Genomic DNA, 6,683 nt, shown 5'->3' on the forward strand with positions numbered 1-6,683 from the left:
ATAAATGAAAAAACGTAAGCTGAAGAACTTGAAGGTCTCGCACGTCTCTTATGTAGAGAATGGAGCAAACCAACGCAAGTTCTTTTTAACGAAATCAGAAGAACAACCAAACTTTGAAAAGCCTGTGAGGGTTATTAAGTCCAATGATGAAGAGAAACGTCTAGTATATGGAATCGTATATGAACCGGATGTAATTGATGCCCATGGCGATTTTACAGACTCTGAGACTATCGAAAAGGCTGCGCATGAGTTTATGCTCAAGTACCGCCAAATCGATAAGAATCATGACTTTATAGCAGGAGTTGGAGAAGTTGTTGAATCATATATTGCACCTGCTGATATGGAACTTAACGGTGAGTCTGTAAAGAAAGGTACATGGATCCTTACTACAAAAGCAGATGAGGAAACATGGGAAGCTGTTAAGAAAGGTGAGTTTCAAGGATATTCCCTTGCAGGAGTTGCTGAAACAGAAGTAATTGAGGAAGAAGTAACTAAAACTGAAGAGAAACAAATGAAGTCCTTCTTCCAATTGATGAAGGGCTTTTTTGGTGGAGAAAAAGTTGCGAAAGGTGAGGTTAGAGATAAATTTAACCAGAATAAGCATCGTCGTGACGTCAACGCCTCTTTCTCTGCTCTAGAAGATACTTTCTATCAATCTCTTCGGAATGCACCTACTGCTGATACTATCGACTTAGATCGTATTGAAGCAGCTGCGCAAGAGTTTATTGAGATTATCAATGAGCTGAAGGGTACAGGAGCAGTTGTAAAGGCATGGGAAAACAAACCTGTTATCTCTCTAGCTGAAGAAGTAGAAAAAGCAGGAAAGAAAATTAGTAATACAAATATGGCCGATATAGATGCAGCTATTGAATCATTAACAAATCTAAAAACGCGCGTCACACCGTCATCGGAAGGCGCAGGAAGTGAGGGAAACAATATGGAGTTTAATCAAGAACAATTTGAAAAGACATTAACTTCAGCAGTAGAAAAGGCTGTTGGCCCAATCAAGGAAGAATTAGCTTCTGTTAAGAAACACCTTAATCTTGATGAAGAAAAAACGGAAGAGGATATCAAGGTAGAAAAAGCTGTGGAAGCTGCTACTGCTTCATTACGTGAAGAAATTGAAGCGTTAAAAAAATCTCAAGGTATTAGTAATCAGCAAGATACTGATGTTGTTGAGAAAGCAGAAGTTAAAAAATCTGTATGGAATGGCTTACTGTAAACCTGAAGGAGGAAAATATATATGACACTTAATAACAAAACAATTATTGAAAAAGCGGATGTTACTCTTGCCACATTAGCTAGTGGTGGTTTAATGAACCCTGAGCAAGCCGATACATTCTTACGCATGGTACAAAGTGCTCCTACGATTCTAAAGGATTCTCGATTTGTTCAAATGGCTTCAGATACACGTAAAATTGAAAAAATCGGTTTCGGTTCTCGTATTCTACGTCCAGGTGTAGAAGGAACGCCATTAAAGGATTCTGATCGTTCTGCTCCAACAACTAGTACAGTCACATTAAACGCAAAAGAAGTAATCGCTGAAGTGCATATTACTTATGACACATTAGAAAATAATATTGAAGGTAATAATCTACAAAATACAATTATGCAGATGATCGCAGAGCGCGCGGCATTAGATATTGAAGAATTAATTATTAATGGCGACAAATCTTCTGCTGATACGTATTTAACATTACTAGATGGTTTACGTAAACAAGCGACTTCACATGTAATTGATCATGCAGCTGGTGCATTCTCTAAAGATGTATTTAAGAAAGCTTATAAAGCTGTTCCTGCGAAATACCTTCGCAATCCTAAAGATTGGAAGTTCTATACTTCACATGGATTAGAAGTTGAATGGAAAGACCAAGTTGCAGCACGACAAACAAACCTTGGTGACTTCTCACTTCAAGGCGGTTTATCTTCAGCGTATGGTGTTCCTGTAGATGGTATTGCGATGTTACAACCATACACTAATGAAACAAATACTGTATCTGACATTCTATTAACTCATCCTAAAAACATTGTAGTTGGTATGAGCCGAAATATCCGAATTGAAGTAGATAAAGATATCCGTGCTCGTAAGTTCATCATTGTTTTAACTGCTAAAGTGGATGCTAAATTCGAAGAGGAAGATGCAGTAGCGAAAGTTATCAAAGTTAAGGAGTGATGACTTTTGAACTACTACGCTAAATTAATTGTTGGTAAAACATATGACGTCCATGAACGTCTTTTTGTATTGAACCAAGAAGAGAAGGTTACAAAGAAAACCTATGATTATCTAAATGGTAATGAACAATTTGAAGTTCGAAAAGAAGGCGGCAAATCTAAAGGAGATGAGTGATAAGCATGCCACTTATTACTGCTCAAGAATTAATAGATTACACTGTATTGCCTGAAGTTAAAAATCGTCCTGTTCCTTTATTGGAGCAGGACATACTTGAGGCAGAAACAGAGATTAATAATCTCTCTAAAATAGATTTTAGTGATAAGACGAAGTATCCTGAGGTTCCGGAAGAAGTGAAGTTAGCGTGTAAGAAGTTAGCGCAGTATTATGCTTACACAAATGCCGATACAACTGCGATGAAAGGTATTAAGTCCGAAAGTATTGGTAGTGGTGACTATTCTTATACAAAGGATAGTTCCAGCATCACAAAACCGTCTGTATTATACCTTTTGCAAAAGTTTATGGATCATAAAGGTAAAAATAAAGTCACTTTCAAAATGAGGACGATTTAATGTCTCTAAAAGCGATGATGGTCCATGAATGTGATATTTACCATTTGCAGAAGGAAACAAAGCCTGGAAAGTACGGGCAACCAGGAGAAGAGGTTTATTTATACCCTGATACTCCTGATATAGCAGAACAAAGCTGCTACTTTGCAGAGAATGTAGCGATTGCTAGACCTACTGCAATACAGTCTGCACCAAATCAATTAAACGAACAGCATACACGTGTATTGTTTATGCCTGGTACAGATATAAGACACAATGACAAGGTAATTAAGAAGAATACTAATGTCGTTTACTATATACGCAATCCCTTTCCGGTAGTACATCCACTTACTGGTGAGGTTTCACATATAAAGGCCACTGCAGAAAGGAAGAGTGAGCCATGGCTAGCCAAATAACGACTAGAGGATTCCGTGAGTTCAGCGCCAAGTTGAATCGTATGGCAAATGGGTTAGATCAGAACGTTGCCTTATGGCTTGAAGCTAGCGGTTTTCAATTTTTAGAGGAAGTTCAGAACCAAATCATTTCACTAGCAGTTGTCGATACGAGAAGGCTGCTCAATTCGTTTGATAAAGGCGGAGATGGAAACGTATGGCGCTCCTCTGATGGTGGTTTAGTTTTAGAAGTTGGTACAAATGTAGAATACGCTAAACTTCAAAATGATGGGTGGCAGCAGGTAAGGAGATTCGTCCCAGGAAGATGGGATGGTCATAATTTCGAGTATGATCCGCATGCACCTACTGGAATGATGTTAACTGCTAAATTCATAGAAGGTCGTCCCTATTGGGATAATGCTATCGCTATCTATGAGCGTATGTTCCAGACTGCATTTGACCGCCAGTTCCGACAATGGGTACATGGAGGTTAGGATATGTACGCACAAATACATGGATCTATGAAGGCTTTTGTCTTCGATAACCTGCCGCAAGGTACATTCGCTTATCATGAGCAGGTTCCGGAAGAAATAAAGATACCTTCAGTATACTTTCCGCACTTATCAACGAATGATTTGAAAAATACAAAGGATACATTCACCTTACTGTACACAATGACAGTGAGGTTTTTTTATGCAACAACAGAAGAAGCTATGGAGCTATCTGACAGAATTGCGAACTTAATTCGACGCAGCGGTTACACATTAAGTCTTCGGAATGAGGATGGAAGTGAATCGACTGATACCGTCTATTTCAGAAGAGTGACTACCGCCCCAGTTGAGGTAGGTTCTGCTCAATTAACAATGATTTTTGAATACGAACAAAGTTATATCAATTAAAGGAGAGTGTAACGTATGGCTGAAACGCAAACGCCTACTACTTCAAATAAGATGTACCGCGGTGACGAGTTTATTTACGCGGTAGTAATCCCTGACCCAACCGACCCATTAAAAACTAAACTGATTCGTCCGTTTGACCAAACTGATTCATCTCATTCTATTGAAGCGGATGAGATTGAAGCAGAGTCAAAGGATAGAACAATTTCTGATTACGGAAAAGTAACAGAGACCCGTTCTTTTGAAGGAATTGTTTCTGAAGGAGATCCATTTGTTGATGCAGCAAAGAAAAAGCTACGCAATAAGGAATACATTGAAATCTACGAAATTAACAAACGTACATTAAAAGCTGAAAAAGGAACTTACATGATGACTTCTTTTGAAAAATCAGCATCTACTGGTGAATTTGCGACTTACTCTTTAGAGGCTAAGCTTTCTGGAACTGTAAGCGAAGAAATATTAACTGAAATCCCTGCAGGGGCTAATGCATAAGAGTGGTTTTATACCGCTCTTTTTAAATTTGAAAATAACATCCAATTAAAAGGAGATTGATATATATGCGTTTTGAAATCGAAGGAAAAGAATATGAGTTAAAACTTACTTATAAATCTATTGCAGAGCTAAACAAGAAATATGAGGGTGGAGCGAACCAAGTTATCGCTGCTTGTTTGCAAGGTGACTTAGAACTATTCGAAGACGCGGTATACTTCGGATTAATGCACACAGAAGAAGGGTTCACTAGAGCTAAAGTGACAGCTGCTATTGAAAAGCTGTTTGTAGAAGAAAAAATCTCACAACAATACATTGAAGATGTTCTTAACGAAGTGGTAGCGGATAATTTTTTCTACAAAGCGAAGACGAAGCAGTACAAAGCACGAATGAAGAAGCAATTATTAGCGAAGAATCCGGAATTCAAGGAGATTGCAGAGGAGATGTACGGAACGGACGACGAACCGCAGACTTCTCTAGAGAAGAAATAGACAAGGTGCAGCAGGATGGATTTAGATATTTAGGTTTGTTACCAAATGAGGTAATGAACCTAACTCCTCGTGAGTTTCAAAATATGATGACGGGGAGAAATGAACAGTATCTAGATGAACTGCAAACATATAGTATATTTGCTCTCATGATGCGTGCGGTTTATCACAGTAATCCTAAAAAGAGCATGAAGCCAAAAGATTTATTTGATAGATCGAAAATGGTTACTGATGAACAAAAGAAAAAATCTATTGAGAATCGTGCAAAACAAGCTGAGGCAGATATGCAATTCTTACAAAATCTCAACTTCGGTTGATTGAAAGGTAGGTGAGATTTTGGCGACACAAGAAGAATTAGTAGTCCAGTTTCGAGCAGAGACTGACCAAATTCGAAGAGAATTAGCTGCCATGCAACGTGAAATGAACGAGTTTGTAAATGCTACGGCTCGGTCCTCCCGATATTATCACCGTAGTCTTGAGAATATGGGGGATGCGAACAGCGAATATAGCAGACGCTTACGTCAGATGAAATATGAGCAACGGGAAGCGATGAGACCCCATATTGAAGAATTGAAAAGGACGAAACTCGCTTACTTGGATGCTGCCATGGGAATGGCGACATACACCGGTAGTGCACAAGACTTAATTGCTCAAGTTAACGAAATCGGTAAGGCTGAGAAGGCTGCTAACGATGAAATAATGAAATTAGATAGAATGAAGCAGGCTAGTATATTACAAACAATAGGTATGCTAAACAATATGTCTACAACTTCTAGCAAACTACAAGGTAATTTACAACGTATGGGCAATCCGTTGTATAACGTTTCCAGAGGTGCTTTAATGGCAACAAATGCTATGGAGCGATTAGCAAATAGAAGTAGTGCTGCTCAATTAGCTTTAGAATTTCTTGGACCAAATGCGAATATGAAACAACTTAATGATCAGATTCGCATTATTAATCAGTCTGTCATGGGTATGGGACAAGCTTTTTTAGTTGTTGGTATTGGGGCTGTAATGTTTTACAACCGATTGCATCAAGCTAATATGGAGATGAATCCTAAATACGCAGAAGCGTATAAAAATATGATGGATTCAATCACAGAAGCATTAAAACCTATGAGAGATGCTTTCGCTGCTCTTATGGTACCAATATATAACTTCGTTAATGCGTTAGCAAAAATGGTAATAGCATTTAACGAGGCGCATCCAGCTTTAGCAAGGTTTATTCAAGGAACAATGATGCTTGTTCCAGCCCTAACACTCCTATTGCTACCCTTAGGGGCAGGAATGGGATTATTAAAAGGGTATAGAGCTGCTTTTGCTGCTTTATGGATGATAATTAAACCTGCAGTCATGGTTTTAGCGATGGCTAGTCCCGTTGCTTGGGCATTAGCTGCTGCGATAACAGGGTTAGCAGTAGGGTTCGCTTATGCTTACAAAAATATAGAACCTTTCCATAATGCTATAAATAACGTTTTAAAAGCATTAAAAGGTTTTTGGAAGGTGCTTTCAGGTAAAAAGGACGCTGGAGTTGAATTACTAAAAGCAGCCGGACTATCTGATGAAACAATTTCTAAATTAACAGGTGCTGTAGACAAAGTTCATTTTGTACTTAATGGAACAGGAATGTTATTTAAAGCTTTTTGGCAAGAGTTGAAAAGTCGAGGTAGTGCAGATAAGGATCTGTTACGAGCAGCTGG

At 38.5% G+C, this 6,683-nt stretch carries 10 protein-coding genes and 1 pseudogene; all 11 read left to right on the top strand.

From position 1 onward, the window contains the following. The first annotated feature begins 4 nt into the window (after window positions 1-4). Window positions 5-1,222 (top strand): XkdF-like putative serine protease domain-containing protein, encoded by a 1,218-nt coding sequence (locus ACTFRN_RS26695; RefSeq protein WP_440038710.1) that lies wholly within the window; start codon window positions 5-7, stop codon window positions 1,220-1,222. Window positions 1,223-1,243: 21 nt separating this feature from the next. After that, window positions 1,244-2,173: a phage major capsid protein gene (locus ACTFRN_RS26700; RefSeq protein ID WP_088106210.1), complete on the top strand. Its 930-nt coding sequence runs from the start codon at window positions 1,244-1,246 to the stop codon at window positions 2,171-2,173. A 6-nt stretch (window positions 2,174-2,179) separates the two neighbouring features. After that, window positions 2,180-2,347: a YqbF domain-containing protein gene (locus ACTFRN_RS26705; RefSeq protein ID WP_088106211.1), complete on the top strand. Its 168-nt coding sequence runs from the start codon at window positions 2,180-2,182 to the stop codon at window positions 2,345-2,347. A 5-nt stretch (window positions 2,348-2,352) separates the two neighbouring features. Further along, complete coding sequence (gene yqbG / locus ACTFRN_RS26710; protein WP_088106212.1) at window positions 2,353-2,742, top strand: protein YqbG; 390 nt, start codon at window positions 2,353-2,355, stop codon at window positions 2,740-2,742. Further along, a complete protein-coding gene (locus ACTFRN_RS26715) occupies window positions 2,742-3,134 on the top strand; it encodes a DUF3599 family protein (RefSeq protein WP_088106213.1) in 393 nt (130 codons plus the stop codon). The genes yqbG and ACTFRN_RS26715 overlap by 1 nt, the downstream gene beginning before the upstream one ends. Continuing rightward, window positions 3,119-3,604, top strand: coding sequence for an HK97 gp10 family phage protein (locus ACTFRN_RS26720; RefSeq protein WP_088106214.1), 486 nt, complete (start codon window positions 3,119-3,121; stop codon window positions 3,602-3,604). Before ACTFRN_RS26715 ends, ACTFRN_RS26720 begins: the two co-directional genes overlap by 16 nt. 3 nt (window positions 3,605-3,607) lie before the next feature. Then, a complete protein-coding gene (locus ACTFRN_RS26725; RefSeq protein ID WP_088106215.1) occupies window positions 3,608-4,009 on the top strand; it encodes a hypothetical protein in 402 nt (133 codons plus the stop codon). A 15-nt stretch (window positions 4,010-4,024) separates the two neighbouring features. Continuing rightward, window positions 4,025-4,498, top strand: a complete 474-nt coding sequence (locus ACTFRN_RS26730; RefSeq protein WP_065383439.1) for a phage major tail protein, TP901-1 family — start codon at window positions 4,025-4,027, stop codon at window positions 4,496-4,498. A gap of 65 nt (window positions 4,499-4,563) precedes the next feature. Next, complete coding sequence (locus tag ACTFRN_RS26735; protein ID WP_065383440.1) at window positions 4,564-4,986, top strand: tail assembly chaperone; 423 nt, start codon at window positions 4,564-4,566, stop codon at window positions 4,984-4,986. A 53-nt stretch (window positions 4,987-5,039) separates the two neighbouring features. Continuing rightward, complete coding sequence (locus ACTFRN_RS26740) at window positions 5,040-5,300, top strand: hypothetical protein (RefSeq protein WP_065383470.1); 261 nt, start codon at window positions 5,040-5,042, stop codon at window positions 5,298-5,300. Between the two features lie 19 nt (window positions 5,301-5,319). Then, window positions 5,320-6,683 (top strand): annotated as a pseudogene (locus ACTFRN_RS26745) (tail length tape measure protein); the annotation flags it as partial.

The organism is Bacillus cereus group sp. MYBK245-2 (genome assembly GCF_051916145.1).
Lineage (GTDB): Bacteria > Bacillota > Bacilli > Bacillales > Bacillaceae_G > Bacillus_A > Bacillus_A pacificus.